Here is an 18,521-nt window from a genome sequence, read left to right as displayed (position 1 = left end):
CCTCATTTCGTCTCAAAGACCCAGCATACGGCGATTGGCAGCGTCATCGGTGCCGCCGGATGCAAAATCGTCGAACGCCTTGTCGGTGACGCGAATAATATGCGCCTTTACGAATTCCGCACCTTCGCGCGCCCCGTCTTCCGGGTGCTTCAAGGCGCATTCCCATTCGACCACGGCCCAGCCGTCAAAATTATTCGCGGCCATTTTGGAGAAGACAGCACCAAAATCAACCTGCCCGTCGCCGAGCGAGCGGAAACGACCGGCGCGATTGACCCAGCCCTGATAGCCGCCATAAACGCCCTGACGTCCGGTCGGGTTGAACTCCGCATCCTTGACGTGGAACATCCTGATCCGGTCTTTGTAGATGTCGATATTGTCGAGATAATCGAGACATTGGAGCACATAATGCGACGGGTCGTAGAGCATGTTGGCGCGCGGGTGGTTCTTCACACGCTCCAGAAACATCTCGAAGGTCACACCGTCATGCAGGTCTTCGCCAGGGTGAATTTCGTAGCAGATATCGACGCCATGCTCCTCGGCATGGTCGAGGATCGGCGTCCAGCGGCGCGCGAGTTCATCAAACGCCGTTTCGACCAGACCGGCTGGCCGCTGCGGCCATGGATAGATAAACGGCCAGGCGAGCGCGCCGGAAAAGGTCGCATGCGCGCCAATACCGAGATTGCGCGACGCCTTGATCGCCATCTTCACCTGTTCGACGGCCCAGGCCTGCCGGGCTTTGGGATTGCCACGCACTTCCGGCACGGCAAAGCCGTCAAAGGCTTCATCATAGGCCGGATGAACAGCGACAAGCTGGCCTTGCAGATGGGTGGAAAGCTCGGTGACAACCACCCCGTTTTCCTTCGCCACCCCGGCGAACTCGTCGCAATAATCCTTGGATTCGGAGGCTTTTTTAAGATCGATCAGCTGGCTTGCCCAGGTGGGCACCTGAACGCCGACATAACCTTTTTCGGCGGCCCATTTGGTGATGCCGTCCCATGTGTTGAACGGCGCTGCATCGCCCGCAAACTGCCCGAGGAAAATCCCCGGCCCCTTGATCGTCTTCATCGAAACTCCTCCAGAATAAAATGAAAATGCGCCCGCCAAACCGGCGGGCGCATACAAACGGATCAGAATGGCGAATCCGGGAAGTAGAACTGCTCGGCATTGTCTTTCGTGACGAGCGTTGCATCGAGGATGTAGTTGCCGCTGACCGGGGTCTGGTCATAGAAATGACCAGCCGTGAGCTGCATGGCCGTGCCCACCATCGCTGGCGGATAGAGCACATCGACCGGCACAAGCTTGTCGCCGTCCATGACCTTCTTGATCATGTCCTTGGAACCGGCACCGGCAACGATATACTGGATATCACTGCGGTTGGCCTGCTTGATGGCTTCGAGAACGCCAACGGCCATGTCGTCATCCTGACACCAGACCACGTCGATCTTCGGATATTTGGTCAGGAAGTCCTGCATGACGCGGAAAGCATCGTCGCGGTTCCAGTTGCCGTACTGGCGGTCGAGAACCTTGACGTTGGAGCCTTCAATGCCCTTGTCAAAGCCGTCCTGACGCTGCTGGTCGATCGGGATCGGCATGCCGCGAATAACCACGACCTGCGCATCCGGCGTGGTCTTTTTGATATATTCGCCTGCAACCTGACCGAGCGCCGGATTGTTACCGGCGACATAGAGATCGCGGATCGAATTGTCATTGTTGCTCGGCGCACGGTCGACCAGCGCGACGAATGTGCCCTTGTCCTTGATTTCCTTGATTGCGTTGACCAGCGGGTCAGGATCGGATGGCAGTACGACCAGCGCGTCAAGCCCCTGCACCGCCAGATCCTGCAACGCATTGGCCTGATTGGCCGCATCCGGCGAGGTCTTAACGATGACGTTCAGGCCCGGATGCTCCTGCATCAAAAGCTTGGCCACGCGCTCGGCGTGATAGACGACACCTGCCGTCCAGCCATGGTCGGCAGCCGGAATTGAAACGCCGATGGTGACTTTCTTGTCCTGTGCACTGGCGACACCGGTAAATGCCATGGCACTTGCAGCCAAAGCGGCGAAAGCAACGCCCAAAAATTTCCTTCGCATGTTTTCCTCCCAAAAAAACGGGGCTTGTCTCTTTCAGTGGACGCATGCCTATTCCCAGCACCGTATCCGGTTTCGGGAGACATACCCCTTTTTGCCGGGATCGCCCCTGCAATCCCGCCAATTCCTGCATGTCATCGTCGCGAAAGTGACCGCTGCACCAGCATGGCGATGATGATGATCGCGCCCTGAATGGCCCCGATCAGATATTCGCTGATGAAGTTCGACAGCAGCATGATGTTGCCGACGATCTCCAAAATGAATGCGCCGCAGATGGTGCCCCAGACGCGGGCAACACCGCCGCGCAACGCAGTTCCGCCAACCACAACCGCCGTGATGGCCTGCAATTCCCAAAGAATACCGGTCGTGGCCGAGGTGGAGCCAAGGCGCGGCACGTAAAGCAGCACGGCAACGGCCACACAAAGCCCCTGCACCACATAGGCAATGGTCCGCACGCGCTTGACAGAAATGCCGGAATAGCGCGCCACATCCTCGCTGGAGCCAACCGCAATCACATGCCGCCCATAGCGCGTTCGATAGAGGACGAAGGCAGCAATTGCCGCCGTGACGAAGATGGCGATCACCGGCACAGGCACGCCGAAAACCGTGCCAAAATAGGCCGGGCGATAAAGCGACTGTATGTCTGGATTGCGGAGCGTAATCGCGCCGCCCTGCGACAGCCATGTCGTAAGACCGCGATAGATGCCCATCGTGCCGAGCGTCGCGATGAAAGGCTCGATCCCTCCAACCGTCGTGATCAGTCCGTTCAGGAGGCCGCAGGCCGCACCCACCACGACCGCCAGCATGACGGCGGCAATCAGCATCATCACCGGATCGGCGATGATGCCGCTGTTCATGAACAGGATCATGATACTGGCGACAAAGGCCACCATTGCCCCGACGGAAAGATCGAGACCGCCCGACGAGATCACATAGGTCGCGCCGAGCGCGATGATGGCAATGAAGGCGCTGCGCGTTGCGACATTCAGCAGATTGTCAATGCTGATGAAGTTGGGATTGGCGATTGCCCCAAGAACCAGCAGAAGAGCAAGCGCGATGAATGGCGCGATGGCTCTCAGGTCCCAGTCGTTGGACGTCTTCGGTACCCGGCTTTTATCAGTCGCAACCTGTGTCATTGAATTCCCACTCATTGTCTTTTTCTGTTTATTGCCGTTCAGGCCGCTTCTGCATTAACACCGGTCGCCAGAACGACGATGTCATGTTCCGTCATTCGCTCGCCCGTAACCTCGCCCGCGATGCGTCCTTCGCGCATCACGATGATACGGTCGCAAATACCGATCAGCTCCGGCATTTCCGATGACACGACAATGATCGAACGCCCCTCGTCGGCCAGACTGGCGATAAACTGATAAATCTGCTCCTTGGTCCCGACATCGATGCCGCGGGTCGGCTCGTCGATGATGACAATAGATGGATCGAGCATCATCATCTTGGCCAGAAGCAGTTTCTGCTGGTTACCCCCGGACAATTGCCCGGCCAGAATGTCCTTGTTCCCCGTGCGAATGTCGAAATCGCGGATTGCATCATCCAGCGCCACGCGCTCCTTGTTGCGGTCGATCTGGAAGCGGCTGACGAATTTCTTGAGTGAAGCGAGCGTCAGATTGATGCCAAGATCCTTGGTCAGCAACAGTCCCTTGCCTTTGCGATCTTCGCTCAGATAAGCGATGCCCGCCGTCAGACTGTCATGGGCATCGCGGAAATGCGCGGGCTTGCCGTTGTGGCGCACATCGCCCTTACCGGGCCGCAGGCCCACGACGCCTTCCATCAGTTCCGTGCGGCCAGCGCCGACCAGTCCCGCGAAACCCAGTATCTCGCCTCTGTTCAGGCGGAAACTCGCTTCCTTCACATAGCCGGGCACGGAAAAGCCGCTGACCTCCAGAACAGCTTCACCGCCATGCTGCGTTGCGCGGTCTGGATAAAGCTTCGCCACATCGCGCCCGACCATCAGACGCGCCATGTCGGCTGGCTGAAGCTGCGACGCCATATGCGCAGCAACAAGCGTTCCGTCCCGCAGCACGGTTACCCGGTCGGAGATTTCCTTCACTTCCGGCAGGCGATGCGAAATGTAGAGGACCGCCACGCCCTTGGCACGGATATCGCGAATGACCTTCAACAGAGCTTCGGTCTCAACCGGCGTCAGCGAAGCTGTCGGTTCGTCGAAAATCACCACGCGGTGCGGCACCAGCAGAACCCGCGCAATCTGCACCAGCTGGCGTTGCGCTATCGACAGGCTGCCGACCACCGCATCGGGATTAATATCGGCACCGAGGTCCCGTATCGCCTTGCGTGCGCCCTCGCGCATGGAGCGGTCGTTGACCGTAATGCCGTTTAACAGCTCCCGACCGAGATAAATATTTTGCGCAACTGTCAGATCGGGTGCGAGCAATATTTCCTGATGCACAAGGACGATGCCCTGTGCTTCGGCCTCAACCGGATTTGCAAAGGCGATTGGCTTGCCGTCAATAAGGATTTCACCGGCTGTCGGGCGTTCATTGCCTGCAAGAAGCTTCATCAGCGTCGATTTACCGGCGCCGTTCTCGCCGATGATCGCGTGAACCTCACCACCGTAAATTTGCAGATTGATATTTTTCAGCACCTGCACAGGGCCGAAAGATTTCGACAGGGATCGGGCTTCAAGAAGCGCAGTTTTGTCGGGATTTGCAGCCGAAGTCATAAGCGTGCACCGTTCGATGCGCTACGCTTGCAGCCGTAACTTCCCCGCCATTGATCCTGATAATCAAATCGCACGTGAACTCCTCCCAAAGCCTCACAATTGCGAGCTTAACTTTCGTTTTGAGGTACGTAAAGCAAAATTGTGCAAACGTTGTCATTTCAGGGTTACCGAAAGCTGCAATGAACCAGCCGCAACCCTTGCGATCAAATCGGAGATCGCTATATGTATAGCACACCCATATTTTAGATTGCTAAGTAATGTATGACCCGAAACAGGAACTGCACGCCGCGTTCACGATGGGCCTATCCACTGCGGCCCGAAAAATGCGCAACCTATTTGACTCTCGCGTTCGGGCGCTTGGCCTGACGCTATCACGCGCCCGCGTGATGCTGTTGCTTGCGCAGGATCGCGACTGGAACCAGCGCGAACTGGCCGATGCATTGGAAATCGAGCATCCATCGGTTGTCCGCCTGCTGGATGGGCTGGAAAAACAGGAGCTTATCCGCCGTGTTCCGGTGGAAGGCGACCGTCGCGCCAAGCGCATCGAGCTGACGCCTGAAGGACAGGAACAGGTTCGCGAACTTCAGGAAGTGACGCATCATATCCGCGCCGAGCTTCTCGAAAAGATCGACCGTCAATCGCTGGAAAATGCGCTTTTCGTACTGCAGGAAGTGACGCGCACAGCTGAAACCGCACTGGTCACGCAAGACAGTTGAAACCCATCAAATTCCCGTGCCGTCCTCTGGAATTGTTGCGACAGACGGCCTAGATTCAAGTGGAATGACAGGGAGTTTTACCCATGAGCTACAGCAAGAATCCAGAGGCCATCGCCAAACTGTCCCCGGAGCAATATCGCGTTACGCAGGAAAGCGGCACCGAGCGCCCGGGAACCGGCGAATATCTCTATAATAAGGAAGCCGGTATTTACGTCGATATCGTTTCCGGCGAGCCGCTCTTTGCATCCAGCGACAAATACGATTCCCATTGCGGCTGGCCAAGCTTCACCAAGCCGATTGAACCGGCCAATGTCAGCGAGTTGAATGACATCTCACATGGTATGGTTCGCACCGAAGTACGGTCCGCCCATGGCGACAGCCATCTTGGCCATGTCTTCCCGGACGGCCCGGTTGATCGCGGCGGCCTGCGTTATTGCATTAACTCCGCCTCCCTGCGCTTTGTGCCGAAGGCCGAGATGGAAGCCGAAGGCTATGGCGACTATCTCGATCAGGTCGAAGACATCGCATAAACGACAAAGACCGCCTTTTCGCCCCCGCGAAAAGGCGGTCTGTCCTTCAGCGCTCACGCCGATGGCGTCACCAGTCTTTTCAGAAGCGCTTTCAGCTCTTCAATCGAGCGGTCGATTTCGCCCTTCTTCTTCTCAAGTTCAGCAAGCTTTCCGGAAAGCGTTGCGCGCAAATCATCGACCTGACCGAGATCGCTTGCGCCCTCTTTCCAAAGATCGATGAGCTGTTTCGTCTCCGCCAGCGTAAAGCCGATCTGGCGACCAAACAGAATGAGACGCAGACGGGTATGGTCCTCACGGTCATAAAGCCGCGTGACCCCGGCCCGCCGCGGGTTTAACAATCCTTTATCCTCGTAGAAACGCAATGCGCGCAGCGACAGACCAAACTCATGCGCCAGGTCGCCAATCCGGAACAATTGGCTGCGTTGCTGGTAATCTTCTCTGACCTTCAAGCTGCTCCCGGTCAGGAGCTCCGCTATCGTTACAGGCTCTATGGCCTTTTCACTCATATTAATCCCTGTTTCCGCCCCCGGAAACGCCCGTCCACCGCACCAAGGCGCGATGGAACCTCATTGAGAAAACGACTCAAGGTAAAAGCTTCGGCCACACAATGACCGGCCTGCCCGTCGATTCTGGTTGTTCGTACTGCCATGATGAACCCGGCCAGTTCCGAACCCGCAATTTGGTGCCTACCACACCTGCGCGAGCCGTCAGACCGGACAATTTTCGTTCAAAAACAAGCTGAAAACCCGCATATTAACGACTTGTTTACTACGTTTGTACAAATGTAGGTGCAGCAAGTTTCTAAGGTTCTGCGTTCCCGAATTTGCGTCCGGCGACCCTTATCATTTGGAAAAGTGAATTTCTCATGGCAAATCCAGAGCTAGCTTCCGGTTCGCGTTCCAGGATTGATGATTTGAACGCGCATCGCGAGCGTCGCCCCGCATCCGCAGCCATGCAGGAGCTCGACCGCACGCTTGCCGGTCTTGAGCGCCGCCTGATGGAGCTGGAACAGGACGCTCCCGCAGCACCGCATCCGAACGCCCCCTCCTTTGCCGCTCACCAGCCTACCGCCCCGCGCTATGCGGATGAGACCGCAGCCGGTCTCGCAGAAATCGCCGACAATCTGCGCCGCCGTCGGGACAGCCAGGAACAGGCGAAGGCGCGCTTTGCATCGAGCACTGAGATCAGCGATGCCAGCCGTGAAATGTCGCGCATGCAGCGCGCTGCCAGCGAAGAAGGTTTTTCGCAGCGCATGAGTGACGATTTCGATCGCCTCAGCGAAAGCGTGCACCTGCTTGCCGAGCGCAGCAGCGAGGCCAATGCGCAGGCGCTGCGCCGCCAGTTCGATGAATTGAACCGCACCGTCCATACGCTTGCCCGCGAGGAAACCCTGCGCCGTATCGACAATCGCTGGGACCGCTTCGACGCGCAGATGCAGGCTTTCGAAAAGCGTCATGACGCCGTTAATCCGGCGCTCAACGCCATTGGCTCGCGCCTTGAGCAGATGCGCGAAGCCATCGGCACCCTGCCGCAGTCCCATGCTTTCAGCGCCATTGAAGAGCGGATCGGTAGGCTGACCCACTCCATCGAAGACGCGCTGAACCCGCAGAACGCAGCGCCTTTCGAACAGGATATGCTGAACCAGATCGACACCCGGCTTGACGAAATCAGCCGTGCGATCATCGCGACCAGCCGCGCGCAACGTCCCGATCAGGAAGATGCGCGTCGTCTGGAGCGCATCGAGAAGCGCCTTGCCGAGCTTGCAGACCAGATCGACGGTTCGGCTTCCCGACAGAACTCAGATGTCTTGTTCCAGAAGCTGAGCGAGCTATCGCAGCGCATCGATGTGCTGTCCAGCGGACAGGCTCTGCCCGATCGCATCGCCGAACAGCTCGCACACCAGATCAGCCTTCTGGCCAATCAGGTCGCCAAGGTCACGGAAAATCTGAGCCAGTCCGATTATCGCAGCGTTGAAGCCCGCCTCGAAGCCATTGGCCAGAAGCTGGAAAACGCCGAACGGCGCAGCCATGAGCCGGACCCTGCGGTTCTCGACACCATCGACCGCCGTTTCGCGGAACTGACCGAACGGCTGGATGCGCAATATGGCGGCCGCTCCATCGACAGCGACGCGATCCATACGCTCGAAGGTCGTCTTGACGACATTTCGCAGCAGATCTCGCTCGGCTTGCTGCAAGCGCCGCATTATGAAATGCCAAATCTGGCCGACAGCGAAGCCATCCGCAATCTGGAAGATCAGATTGCCAATATCGCCCACCATCTGGCCCAGCCGGTTGCCGAACTCGCCCAGATCAAGCCGCGCCTCGATTCCATCGAACGTTCGCTCGAAACGAACCGAGAGACCGTTCTCGACGCGGCGCGTGAAGCGGCGGAAAGCGCCGTTGCGCGTGTTCTCCAGCACGGTAGCCAGGGCGACACAGCCATTGCCCGTCAGCTCGCGGACGATATGAAGTCGCTGGAAATGCTGGCCCGCAATACGGACGAGCGCAACAGCAAGACCTTTGAAGCCGTGCACGACACGCTGGTCAAGATCGTGGATCGCCTGTCCCGGCTTGAACAGGATATGGGCGGTCAGGGCAGTGAAAGCCTTGCCAATCGCAATCCGGACAAGCGTGAAGACGATGCGCGCCCGGCCATGGCTTTGGCGGGCGACCCGGCACCGCGCTTTTCCGCTCCGGAAACCGGTGCCCCGCGCCTGAACACGCCTCGTTCGCCTGCAGCCGCTGCCGCCGAAGCTGCCTTTGCCACCATTCAGGGCGAAACCGCTGTCGTTGCTGCGCCCGTTGGCGAAGCTTCCGGCAAGTCGTCGCTGTTCGGGGGGCTTGCCAAGGCAATGCGCGGACGTCGCGCTGACAAGAACGGCGCGAATACCGATGGCGATCTCAAGGCCGAAAGCTTCGACAAAAACGACGCCCCGGCTTTCGAAAGTGAAATGGCCACTGTCGAACCCATCGTCGAGAGCGAACCGGATGCCCGGTTCGGCGGCGATCATATGCCCGACCTCAACTCCATCATGAAGCGCGTGCGCGAAGAACGCCGCCAGCGCGAAGATGCAGCCGACGCCGCTCTGGCAGCCAATGGCAAGGTTGATTTTATCACTGCCGCCCGCCGCGCCGCACAGCTTGCAGCCGCCGAATCCGAACAACTCCAGAAGGGTTCGGTCAAGGGCGCAGGCAAGAAGAAAAAGTCCGTTGGCGATGTCATGCAGCGTCAGCGCAAGCCGATCCTGATGGCAATCGGTGCCGTCATGATCGCCATGGCGGGTCTGCAAGTCGGCAGCGCCTTCCTCACCCGCGATGAACCGACCGACGCGACTGTCGATGTTGCTCCGCAGCCGGAAGCGCCCGTCGCTGAGACACCAGCAGCAGCACCGCAGGCTCCGGTTCAAGCTGAGGCACCACAAATTATCGAGCCGCGTCAGGAAAAGGCCGAAGCGCCCGCTGCATCGGAACCATCGTCCACCATTGAAACGGTCATCGCCAGCGCGCCGACCACTCCGGTCGAAGCCTCTGCGCCTGCAGAGACCACGTCACCTTCCGCACCCGCTCAAGTCGCTCTTCCGGCCATCCCGGAAGAAGCGGGTCCGGCTGCCTTGCGCGAAGCCGCCGCCAAGGGCGATGCCCGCGCCTTGTTCGAAATCGGCAATCGCTACATGGAAGGTCGCGGCGTCACCGCCGACTTTACCAAAGCCGCACAATGGTATGACATTTCCGCCGGTCAGGGTTTTGCACCGGCACAGTATCGCCTTGGCAATTTCAATGAAAAAGGCCTCGGCATGCCCCGCGATCTGGACAAGGCCAAGACCTGGTATCAGCTTTCGGCGCAACAGGGCAATGCAAGCGCGATGCACAACCTCGCCGTTCTGTTCGCAACCGGCGCAAACGGCGCTCCGGACAATGCGTCGGCCGCCCGCTGGTTTACCGAAGCTGCCGACCTCGGCGTGAAGGACAGCCAGTTCAATCTCGGCATTCTTGCCGCCAAGGGCCTCGGTGTCCCGGTTAATCTGGAAGAAAGCTACAAATGGTTCGCGCTTGCCGCCAATTCCGGTGACAAGGACGCCGCCCAGAAGCGCGACCAGATCGCCGAAGCGCTGAAGCCGGAACAGCTGGAACAGGCGAAGGCCACCGTCCAGTCATGGAAGGCAAAGCCGCTTAACGAGGCCACCAATTCCATTGACGTGCCGGATGCCTGGACGGAAGCCAAGCCGACCACCACCGGCTCGGTGGATATGAAGAAGGCAGTTCGCAACATCCAGCTTATTCTCAAGAAGAACGGCTATGATGTCGGCACGGCAGACGGCGTGATGGGCGGCAAGACCCGCACGGCCATTGCCTCGTTCCAGAAGGCCAACGGGCTGCAGCCAACCGGCAATGTCGATCAGAAGCTGGTTCAGCTGCTGCTGCAGAAAAATACATAGAAAAAGCGGCTAACCATTGCAGGAAAGTAACACGTCCCGCGCAAGGTAACCGTAATACCAATCGGCGTTTGACTTCGCGGATCGGGCAGCGCAAGACGGTTAGGTGAACAGGCCTCGCGGGATTGCGCGACCGCAGCGGGCCCGAGAAGCGTATGCGTCCGTGAGAGCCGGGTTCGGAATTGGGTATTTATCTTCCCATTGCAGAATTATCGGTCAACATGCTGGTTCTGCTCAGCATGGGCGCTGCGGTCGGCTTTCTTTCCGGCCTGTTCGGTGTGGGCGGTGGATTTCTGATCACGCCACTGCTGATCTTCTACAATATTCCGCCTGCCATTGCGGTTGCGACCGGCGCCAATCAGGTTATCGCTTCGTCTGTTTCCGGTGCGCTCGTTCATTTCAAACGGCGAACGCTGGATATCAAGCTCGGCCTGTTTCTCGTTGCTGGCGGTATCGTCGGCTCGCTGCTCGGTATTTTTGTCTTCTCATGGCTGCGCGAACTGGGCCAGCTCGATCTGATCGTATCGATCCTCTACGTATTTTTCCTCGGCAGTGTTGGCGGGCTAATGCTGGTGGAAAGCCTGCGCGCTTTGCGGCGGGTCAAGAAAGGCGGCGCCATACGCCGCCCCGGCCAGCACACTTGGATCCACAGGCTGCCGTTCAAAATGCGGTTTCGCGCCTCGACCATCTATGTCAGCATCATCCCGGTTCTCGGCATCGGCTTCTTTATCGGTCTGTTGTCGTCGATCATGGGCGTCGGCGGCGGCTTCATCATGGTGCCCGCGCTGATCTATCTTTTGCATGTGCCGACCAATGTGGTTGTGGGCACTTCGCTCTTCCAGATTACATTCGTGACCGCTTTCACCACGGTCATGCAGGCGACCACCAACCAGTCTATCGATATCGTACTGGCTTTCCTGCTGATGATTGGCGGCGTGATCGGCGCGCAATATGGTGCGCGCGCTGGCCAAAAACTGCGCGGCGAACAATTGCGCCTTTTGCTGGCCCTGCTTGTGCTGGCCGTTGCATTGCGTCTTGCCTTTGGCCTCTTCGTGCGGCCTGATAATCTGTTCTCGATCACGATAGCGGATTTTTGAGATGCGGAGCGCTGCCCTCGTCTCAGCACTCACTCTTTCGCTTCTCGCGAGCGCCGCATTCGCGCAAATTAATGCCAGTGGCGACGGCAATACAGTCCCACAGTTGCAGACGCCTGCGGAAGAAACGATCGATATCGGCCTTTCGACCGAAACCATCGCCATCACCTCCAACTTCGGGGGCACGGATCTGACGATTTTCGGCGCGCTGGACAATGCCGATCCGATGATCCAACGGCAGGGGCGTTACGATATTATCGTGGTTTTGCAGGGGCCGGAACGCAACCTGGTGGTGCGCAAGAAGGAGCGTTATCTGGGCGTCTGGATCAACGCCGATTCAGAGACTTTTCTCGGCGTTCCGCTATCCTATTCGCTCGCCTCGACGCGCAATCTTCAGGATATTGCGGATGAAAAAGTCTACCGTCAGCTTTCGGTCGGCGTGCGCAATTTCTATCTGAACCCGGAAGACCCTTCGAGCCTGTCGGGCAACATTCCGAAATTCGGAACCGAGCTTCGCGAGATGAAAATCCGGCAGGGCCTCTACAATCAGCGCATTGGTGGCGTGGAATTCGTGTCACGCACCTTGTTTCGCGCGACGCTCAACCTGCCAGCCAATGTGCCGGTTGGACGACACAAGGCGCGTGCACTTTTGTTTCGCAACGGCGTCTTTCTGCGCGAAGCCAATGCCGGTCTGGAAATCGTCAAGGCCGGTCTGGAGCAAAGCGTTTATAACGCCGCCCACCAATATAGCCTGCTCTATGGTCTGTTCGCGGTTTTTCTGGCGGTCTTCACCGGCTGGTTCGGACGTATTCTGTTCAGGAAAGACTAGAGCATTTCCAGCAAAAGTGCGAAGCGCCTACGCGGGGAAATCAGTTCACTGGACTGATTTCTAATCCCGCTTCGATGCGTCGGATAATGCGTAAATGCAAAGGTTCAACCGCCATGCAGCGCGCCGCGGGCAATCGGATAGACCTTGCCTTGCCCCAGCATATAGGCGCGTAACGTTTCATCGACAAAAAGGCCGCGAAAGGCGCGGTCCAGCACGTTGAGCGCGCCGGTATATGCACCGAAAGCGGGCATGATCAGCCTTTCGCCATCGCTGACGAAACAGGGACGACGCACGGAGCGCCCACGCCGCACGATGCGCGCCGCCGGATGCAGATGGCCCGCAATCTCGCCCTGCCCAAGCATGCGCGAGGGTTCGTGCCGGAACACAAGCGGTCCCACCGCCAGTTCCTCCACACAATCGCCCGGTAGATCGACCGGGCGTTCGGGATCGTGATTGCCGGTGATCCAGAACCAGTCGCGATTTTCCATCAGCGATTTCAGTCGGATGGCGTAAAGCGACGGCAGGCGTTCGCTGGCTTTCGGATCATGAAAACTGTCGCCAAGGCTGATGATCACCTTCGGCTGGTAACGGGCGACTGCCACAGCAAGCATATCGAGCGTTGCCGCCGTATCATAAGGTGGGATCAGTTGCCCACGCCGGGCGAAGGATGAGCCTTTTTCCAGATGCAGATCAGACACGACCAGCATGGCGAGATCGGGCAGAAACAGTGCGCCGGAAGGATCGCAAACGGCGGCAATGCCGCGCACTTGCGTGTGCGCGAGACTATAGGCCTCGCCATTGCTCCAGACAGCCGCTCTCATTCCGAAACCCTCATTCTCATTTCTTATTCCATCGCCTCGCGGATGAGATCGTCAGCTGTTTCCTCAAGCAGCATTTCATCGCCCTCGCCTGCCACACGCTCGCGCCCGATTTCCAGCATCACCGGCAGGGCCAGCGGCGAAATATGCTCAAGCGGCTTGTGCAAGATATGACCTTTCACGCGCGCCAGCATGTCGCCGAGGCGCTTGATATCGAGAAGCCCTGTCGCGGCATCCGCCCGCGTTGCCCGCAAGAGGATATGGTCGGGTTCATGGCCGCGTAGCACGTCATAGATCAGATCGGTAGAAACAGTCACCTGCCGCCCGGTCTTTTCCAACCCCGGATGACGGCGCTCGATCAAACCGGAAATCACGGCACAATTGCGGAAAGTCCGCTTCAAAAGATAGCTTTCGTCAAGCCATGCTTCGAGATCGTCGCCCAGCATGTCCTCATCGAACAGGCGGGTGAGGTTTAGCGAACCGGAGCGGATCATCGCGCCCATGTCCTTCAGCCCCCACAGGCCCAGTGAATAATCGGTGGCGACGAAGCCCAACGGATGGGCGCCCATCCGTTCCAGCCGGCGCGTCAGCAACATGCCGAGCGTCTGATGGGCCAGCCTGCCCTCAAACGGATAGGCCACCATGTAGAACCGACCACCCCGCGGAAAAGTTTCGATCAGCAATTCATCGGTGCGCGGCAGCACGGATTTGAATTCCTGCACCTCCAGCCACTCGCGCACCTGTTCGGGCAGAAACTGCCAGCGTGTGCGATCAGCCAGCATGGCGCGCACCTGAGAGGCAAGATAAGTCGAAAGCGGGAACTTCCCGCCCGCATAGACCGGTATTTTCGCATCCTGACCGGCAGCACTCGTGGCGATGCATTCGTTTTCGCGAATACCTTCGAAGCGTAACACCTTGCCCGCAAACAGGAAAGTGTCGCCGGATGTCAGCGTTTCCAGAAAATATTCTTCGATCCGGCCCAGAACACGCCCGCCATAGGCGCTGGCTTTCTTGCCGCCACGTGTGAGCCGCACGTTCAGCTCCGGCGCTTCGACAATCGTGCCGATGTTCAGGCGATATTGCTGCGCGATCCGCGGATTGGACACCCGCCACCTGCCATCCACCGTCTTGCGGATTTTGGCAAAGCGCTCATAGGTTTTGAGCGCATAACCGCCCGTTGCGACAAAATCCAGAATGCGATCAAAGCTTTGGCGGGAAAGGTTCATGTAGGGTGCAGCACTGCGCACTTCGGCAAAAAGCTGATCGGCATTAAACGGTTCGGCGCAGGCCATGCCGAGCACATGCTGCGCCAGCACATCGAGCGCGCCGTCGATCAGCGGCGGCGTATCCTGCGCGCCGAGATAATTGGCGTCGAGTGCGGCGCGACATTCCATCACCTCAAAACGATTGGCAGGCACGAGAATGGCGCGGCTCGGCTCGTCCATGCGGTGATTGGCGCGACCGATACGCTGTGCCAGACGGCTCGCCCCCTTTGGCGCGCCGACATGGATGACCAGATCGACATCGCCCCAATCAATACCGAGATCAAGCGTGGAAGTGGCGACAACCGCCCGCAACGTATTGGCGGCCATGGCCTGTTCGACCTTGCGGCGCTGGCTGGCATCGAGCGAACCGTGATGCAAGGCAATCGGCAGCGTATCTTCATTGATGCGCCACAGCTCCTGAAACAGCATTTCCGCCTGACTGCGCGTATTGACGAAAAGCAGCGTGGTGCGATGCGCCCGGATCGCCTCATAGACATCGGCAGTGGCATAGCGTGCGGAATGCCCGGCCCACGGCACCCGTTCCTCGGAATCGAGGATGGATATTTCCGGTTTCGCGCCACCATCCACCGTCACCAGTCCGGCTTTGGGATCGGTGCCGTCCTGCTCCACAAGCCACTGGCGCAATTGGTCCGGCTCGGCCACGGTCGCTGACAGCCCGATGGTCTGCAATTGCGGTTGCAGACGGCGCAGCCGCGCCAGCCCCAGCGCCAGCAAGTGGCCGCGCTTGGAAATCACCAGCGAATGCAACTCGTCCAGCACCACATAGCGCAATCCCTTGAAGAACTGGTCCGCCCCCTTGGACGCGATCAGCAAGGCCAGCTGTTCCGGTGTGGTTAGCAGAATATCCGGCGGTGCCAGTTTCTGCCGCTGGCGCTTATGCGCAGGCGTATCGCCGGTGCGGGTCTCGATGGTGATATCAAGCCCCATTTCCTCGACCGGCACTGTGAGGTTGCGATGGATATCGACCGCCAGCGCCTTCAGCGGCGAAATATACAACGTATGAACGCCGCGCTTCGCCATACCCGGCTTTTTACGGCCTTTCCGCTCAAGATCCACCAGCGCGGGTAAAAACCCGGCCAGCGTCTTGCCAGCGCCAGTCGGCGCAATCAACAAGGTCGATTGCCCGTCTTCTGCCCGCGCCAGCAATTCAAGCTGATGGGCGCGCGGAGACCAGCCCTTGGAACCGAACCATTCAACAAAACGGTCCGGCAGGGCAAAAGCGGCTGATGCGGCAGCGGGTTTCAAATTCAGTGTCACACGCCCAATCTAATAGCCACGCCGCATCACGCCAAGATGTTTGTTCACTTTTGTTCTCATTTTGTCAGCAATGACGCCACCCTTCTCTTTTCAGCGGAAAGGTGCTGACCTATCTTTGGCTTATGCGCTTCAATCAGCTCTTATGTTCCTCTCCGAAAGGTCTTTATTGCCCGCCCGGCGATTTTTACATCGATCCGGTACGCCCGGTGGAGCGCGCACTGATCACCCATGGTCATTCCGATCATGCCCGCGCAGGACACACCCATGTTCTGGCCACGCAGGAAACACTCGACATCATGCGGCTTCGCTATGGCGAGGGTTTTGCCGAAACCGTGCAGCCAGTGGCTTTAGGTGAAACGCTGACGATCAACGGCGTTCGCGTCAGTTTTCACGGCGCTGGCCATGTGCTCGGTTCGGCGCAAATCGCCGTCGAGAAAGATGGGACCCGCATCGTTGCATCGGGCGACTATAAGCGCGCCGCCGACCCGACCTGCGCGCCATTCGAGCCGATCAAATGCGATGTCTTCATCACCGAAGCGACATTCGCGCTTCCGGTCTTCCGTCACCCGGATGCATCGCATGAAATCGCAAAGCTTTTGAAATCACTCACGCTCTTTCCCGAGCGCGCGTATCTGGTCGGCGCTTATTCGCTCGGCAAGGCGCAGCGCGTGATCAAGCTCATTCGCAATGCGGGCTATAGTGATCCGATCTATATTCACGGCGCTTTGGAAACATTGTGCGACTATTACCAGATGCGCGGTATCGACCTCGGCCCCCTTGAACCCGCAACGCTGGAGCGTGGCGAGAAGCTGCCTGATTTTGCGGGTAAGATCATCGTCGGCCCGCCGACCGCCTTTTCCGACCGCTGGGCGCGACGTTTTCCCGATCCCGTTCCGGCCTTCGCCTCCGGCTGGATGCGCATCCGCCAGCGCGCCAAGCAACAGGGCATCGAACTGCCGCTGATCATCTCCGACCATTGCGACTGGGATGAGCTGACGGAAACGATATCGGAAATTGCGCCCGCCGAAGTCTGGGTCACGCATGGGCGGGAGGAGGCTCTGGTTCGGTGGTGCGAATTGCAGAACATTCCGGCGAAGCCGCTGCATCTTATCGGCTACGAAGATGAGGGCGATTGATGCGCGCTTTCGCCGAACTTCTCGACCGTCTGGTTCTCACCCCGCAGCGTAATGGCAAGCTACGCCTGCTTGCCGATTATTTCCGCACCACACCCGATCCCGACCGTGGGCTGGCGCTGGCCGCCATCACGCGCGATCTGGAATTGCAAAGCGTGAAACCCGCCATGCTGCGCGCCCTGATCGCGGAACGGACGGACCCGACGCTTTTCGCTTATTCCTATGATTATGTCGGCGATCTGGCCGAAACCATTTCGCTGATCTGGCCCGGCCCCAGCGAGACCTCGCCGGGCACCAATCTTTCGCTCGGCGTTGTGGTGCACGAACTGCAACATGCCTCGCGCCGTGAAGGCCCGATACTGGTTGCAGGCTGGCTTGATCTTCTCGGCATATCGGAGCGTTATGCCCTGCTGAAACTTGTAACCGGCGGCTTGCGCATCGGCGTTTCAGCGCGTCTTGCCAAACAGGCGCTCGCCGATTTCGGCGGCGTGGACGTGACGGAGATCGAAGAACTCTGGCATGGCCAGTCACCGCCCTATACGGCGCTGTTTGCCTGGCTGGAAGGCCTTGCTCCCAAACCAGCCGCAACTGCCGATGCGCCCTTTCGCCCTGTCATGCTGGCCACCGCACTGGATGAAGCAGAGATTTCCTCGCTCGATCCAGCCGCATTCAGCGCGGAATGGAAATGGGACGGGATTCGTGTGCAAGCCGTCTCGGAAAACGGGGTGCGCAAGCTTTATTCACGCACCGGCGATGATATTTCCGGCGCATTTCCGGATGTGCTGGAGGCAATGGACTTTGAAGGCGCCATTGATGGCGAACTTCTCGTCGGGCATCACGGTGAAACCGGCATTGAAACCGCCACTTTCTCCGACCTGCAGCAGCGATTGAACCGCAAGACCGTCAGCGCCAAACAATTGCGCGACTATCCGGCTTTCATCCGCGCTTATGATCTATTGCAAGACGGCAACCAGCAATCCGGTGAGGATTTGCGCGCCCTGCCCTTTGCCGAGCGCCGCAAACGCCTTCAAACCTTCGTCAGCACACTCGACCCGCGCCGGTTCGATCTGTCGCCCGTGCTGTCCTTCGCCGATTTCGGCGAACTGGCCGCGTTGCGCGTCAACCCTCCGCACCCGGTCATCGAGGGCGTGATGTTGAAACGGCATGATAGTGCCTATCTTCCCGGTCGCCCCAAGGGACCGTGGTTCAAATGGAAGCGCGATCCGTTCACTGTCGATGCGGTGGTTGTCTACGCGCAGCGCGGCCACGGCAAACGCTCCAGCTACTATTCCGACTTCACCTTCGCGGTCTGGACAGGACCGGAAGACGAGCCGGTTCTGGTGCCGGTCGGCAAGGCCTATTTCGGCTTCACCGATGAGGAACTGAAACTGCTGGACAAATTTGTTCGCGAAAACACCATCGAGCGTTTCGGCCCGGTGCGTTCGGTCCGCGCAGAACCCGATCACGGTCTGGTCGTGGAAGTGGCCTTTGAGGGATTGAACCGCTCAACACGACATAAATCCGGTGTCGCCATGCGTTTTCCGCGCTTCTCGCGCCTGCGCTGGGATAAACCGCCCCGCGAAGCGGATCGGCTTGAAACGCTGGAAAAGCTGCTCAGCTAAATCTCCTCCAAACCCGGAGAAG

Annotated in this window: 14 protein-coding genes; 7 read left to right on the top strand and 7 right to left on the bottom strand. The window is 58.7% G+C overall.

Going from position 1 to position 18,521, the window contains the following annotated elements:
* Positions 1-12: 12 nt before the first annotated feature.
* From D8666_RS16410 to D8666_RS16395, 4 genes are all read right to left on the bottom strand, one after another.
* A complete protein-coding gene (locus tag D8666_RS16410) occupies positions 13-1,065 on the bottom strand; it encodes a sugar phosphate isomerase/epimerase family protein (protein WP_109367561.1) in 1,053 nt (350 codons plus the stop codon).
* Positions 1,066-1,127: 62 nt separating this feature from the next.
* Positions 1,128-2,090, bottom strand: a complete 963-nt coding sequence (locus D8666_RS16405) for a substrate-binding domain-containing protein (protein ID WP_109367562.1) — start codon at positions 2,088-2,090, stop codon at positions 1,128-1,130.
* 131 nt (positions 2,091-2,221) lie between these two features.
* Positions 2,222-3,223: an ABC transporter permease gene (locus D8666_RS16400; RefSeq protein WP_109367563.1), complete on the bottom strand. Its 1,002-nt coding sequence runs from the start codon at positions 3,221-3,223 to the stop codon at positions 2,222-2,224.
* A gap of 38 nt (positions 3,224-3,261) precedes the next feature.
* Positions 3,262-4,782, bottom strand: a complete 1,521-nt coding sequence (locus D8666_RS16395) for a sugar ABC transporter ATP-binding protein (protein WP_109367564.1) — start codon at positions 4,780-4,782, stop codon at positions 3,262-3,264.
* Between the two features lie 257 nt (positions 4,783-5,039).
* On the opposite strand from D8666_RS16395, the gene D8666_RS16390 reads away from it, so the two are divergent.
* Entirely contained in the window at positions 5,040-5,498 is a 459-nt protein-coding gene (locus tag D8666_RS16390) for a MarR family winged helix-turn-helix transcriptional regulator (protein ID WP_109367565.1), read from the top strand.
* 83 nt (positions 5,499-5,581) lie between these two features.
* Positions 5,582-6,028 carry a peptide-methionine (R)-S-oxide reductase MsrB gene (msrB, locus tag D8666_RS16385; RefSeq protein ID WP_109367566.1) on the top strand — a complete coding sequence of 149 codons (447 nt, stop codon included), beginning with the start codon at positions 5,582-5,584 and terminating at the stop codon, positions 6,026-6,028.
* A 53-nt stretch (positions 6,029-6,081) separates the two neighbouring features.
* Here the strand turns inward: msrB and D8666_RS16380 are convergent, their stop codons facing one another.
* On the bottom strand, positions 6,082-6,534 hold the full coding sequence (locus D8666_RS16380) for a MerR family transcriptional regulator (RefSeq protein ID WP_109367567.1): 453 nt from the start codon (positions 6,532-6,534) through the stop codon (positions 6,082-6,084).
* Between the two features lie 707 nt (positions 6,535-7,241).
* Between D8666_RS16380 and D8666_RS16375 the strand changes: the two genes are divergently transcribed.
* The 3 genes from D8666_RS16375 (at position 7,242) to D8666_RS16365 (ending at position 12,383) form a co-directional block, all read left to right on the top strand.
* The gene (locus D8666_RS16375) at positions 7,242-10,463 is read left to right on the top strand and encodes a peptidoglycan-binding protein (RefSeq protein WP_371830836.1); all 3,222 of its coding nucleotides are present in this window, start codon (positions 7,242-7,244) and stop codon (positions 10,461-10,463) included.
* Positions 10,464-10,681: 218 nt separating this feature from the next.
* The gene (locus D8666_RS16370) at positions 10,682-11,557 is read left to right on the top strand and encodes a sulfite exporter TauE/SafE family protein (protein ID WP_235858985.1); all 876 of its coding nucleotides are present in this window, start codon (positions 10,682-10,684) and stop codon (positions 11,555-11,557) included.
* Position 11,558: 1 nt separating this feature from the next.
* A complete protein-coding gene (locus D8666_RS16365; RefSeq protein WP_109367570.1) occupies positions 11,559-12,383 on the top strand; it encodes a TIGR02186 family protein in 825 nt (274 codons plus the stop codon).
* 104 nt (positions 12,384-12,487) lie between these two features.
* Here the strand turns inward: D8666_RS16365 and pdeM are convergent, their stop codons facing one another.
* Positions 12,488-13,204 carry a ligase-associated DNA damage response endonuclease PdeM gene (pdeM, locus tag D8666_RS16360; protein WP_109367571.1) on the bottom strand — a complete coding sequence of 239 codons (717 nt, stop codon included), beginning with the start codon at positions 13,202-13,204 and terminating at the stop codon, positions 12,488-12,490.
* Between the two features lie 23 nt (positions 13,205-13,227).
* On the bottom strand, positions 13,228-15,744 hold the full coding sequence (locus D8666_RS16355) for a ligase-associated DNA damage response DEXH box helicase (RefSeq protein WP_109367572.1): 2,517 nt from the start codon (positions 15,742-15,744) through the stop codon (positions 13,228-13,230).
* 122 nt (positions 15,745-15,866) lie between these two features.
* Between D8666_RS16355 and D8666_RS16350 the strand changes: the two genes are divergently transcribed.
* Both D8666_RS16350 and D8666_RS16345 read left to right on the top strand, forming a co-directional pair.
* Positions 15,867-16,880, top strand: a complete 1,014-nt coding sequence (locus D8666_RS16350; RefSeq protein ID WP_109368006.1) for a ligase-associated DNA damage response exonuclease — start codon at positions 15,867-15,869, stop codon at positions 16,878-16,880.
* Positions 16,880-18,499 (top strand): cisplatin damage response ATP-dependent DNA ligase, encoded by a 1,620-nt coding sequence (locus D8666_RS16345; protein WP_121538781.1) that lies wholly within the window; start codon positions 16,880-16,882, stop codon positions 18,497-18,499. The genes D8666_RS16350 and D8666_RS16345 overlap by 1 nt, the downstream gene beginning before the upstream one ends.
* Positions 18,500-18,521: the final 22 nt, after the last annotated feature.

Origin of the sequence: Ochrobactrum soli, assembly GCF_003664555.1 — a bacterium.
Taxonomy (GTDB): Bacteria; Pseudomonadota; Alphaproteobacteria; order Rhizobiales; family Rhizobiaceae; genus Brucella; species Brucella teleogrylli.
Note: the sequence above shows the minus strand (reverse complement) of the source record. Positions and strands in the feature narration are given on the sequence as shown.

What these genes read in the sequence shown, in the direction of transcription:
- pdeM (WP_109367571.1), bottom strand. Translation starts at nt 13,204, where the DNA reads ATGAGAGCGGCTGTCTGGAGCAATGGCGAGGCCTATAGTCTCGCGCAC.
- D8666_RS16405 (WP_109367562.1), bottom strand. Translation starts at nt 2,090, where the DNA reads ATGCGAAGGAAATTTTTGGGCGTTGCTTTCGCCGCTTTGGCTGCAAGT.
- D8666_RS16395 (WP_109367564.1), bottom strand. Translation starts at nt 4,782, where the DNA reads ATGACTTCGGCTGCAAATCCCGACAAAACTGCGCTTCTTGAAGCCCGA.
- D8666_RS16345 (WP_121538781.1), top strand. Translation starts at nt 16,880, where the DNA reads ATGCGCGCTTTCGCCGAACTTCTCGACCGTCTGGTTCTCACCCCGCAG.
- D8666_RS16410 (WP_109367561.1), bottom strand. Translation starts at nt 1,065, where the DNA reads ATGAAGACGATCAAGGGGCCGGGGATTTTCCTCGGGCAGTTTGCGGGC.
- D8666_RS16370 (WP_235858985.1), top strand. Translation starts at nt 10,682, where the DNA reads ATGCTGGTTCTGCTCAGCATGGGCGCTGCGGTCGGCTTTCTTTCCGGC.
- D8666_RS16365 (WP_109367570.1), top strand. Translation starts at nt 11,559, where the DNA reads ATGCGGAGCGCTGCCCTCGTCTCAGCACTCACTCTTTCGCTTCTCGCG.
- D8666_RS16380 (WP_109367567.1), bottom strand. Translation starts at nt 6,534, where the DNA reads ATGAGTGAAAAGGCCATAGAGCCTGTAACGATAGCGGAGCTCCTGACC.
- D8666_RS16375 (WP_371830836.1), top strand. Translation starts at nt 7,242, where the DNA reads ATGCAGCGCGCTGCCAGCGAAGAAGGTTTTTCGCAGCGCATGAGTGAC.
- D8666_RS16400 (WP_109367563.1), bottom strand. Translation starts at nt 3,223, where the DNA reads ATGACACAGGTTGCGACTGATAAAAGCCGGGTACCGAAGACGTCCAAC.
- D8666_RS16390 (WP_109367565.1), top strand. Translation starts at nt 5,040, where the DNA reads ATGTATGACCCGAAACAGGAACTGCACGCCGCGTTCACGATGGGCCTA.
- msrB (WP_109367566.1), top strand. Translation starts at nt 5,582, where the DNA reads ATGAGCTACAGCAAGAATCCAGAGGCCATCGCCAAACTGTCCCCGGAG.
- D8666_RS16350 (WP_109368006.1), top strand. Translation starts at nt 15,867, where the DNA reads ATGCGCTTCAATCAGCTCTTATGTTCCTCTCCGAAAGGTCTTTATTGC.